The 273-nt window shown below is 59.3% G+C and carries 1 protein-coding gene; it reads right to left on the bottom strand.

Annotated elements, in window-relative coordinates:
- Positions 1–273: hypothetical protein (locus tag O4H47_RS17930; RefSeq protein WP_269395390.1), on the bottom strand; the 273-nt coding region annotated here is incomplete at both ends.

Below are 273 nucleotides of genomic sequence, written 5' to 3'. Positions count from 1 at the left end.
GTGTTGAAGCTTGGGTAGCGTTGTTGCGGGTAGCGGAATTCATAGAAGGGCGTACCGCTGCAGTCACTGATGCGCAGGCCGCTCTGGATCTTCTCCGGGTAGGGTACAAACAGGCCGCGCTGGGCATAGTCGAGCAAGGCGGGAGAGAACTGCGCCTGTTGCTGCACAACAAAGTTGCGCTGGTTGAGCCGCTCCAGCATCAAGGGCAGGTAGGTGTAGCCCTGGCGCTTATCGAAAGGGCCTTCCTTGGGGTAGATGATCGATGGGCTGGGC

The organism is Maritalea porphyrae, assembly GCF_027213965.1.
GTDB lineage: Bacteria > Pseudomonadota > Alphaproteobacteria > Rhizobiales > Devosiaceae > Maritalea > Maritalea porphyrae_A.
This window is presented reverse-complemented; position numbering and strand designations above follow the sequence as displayed.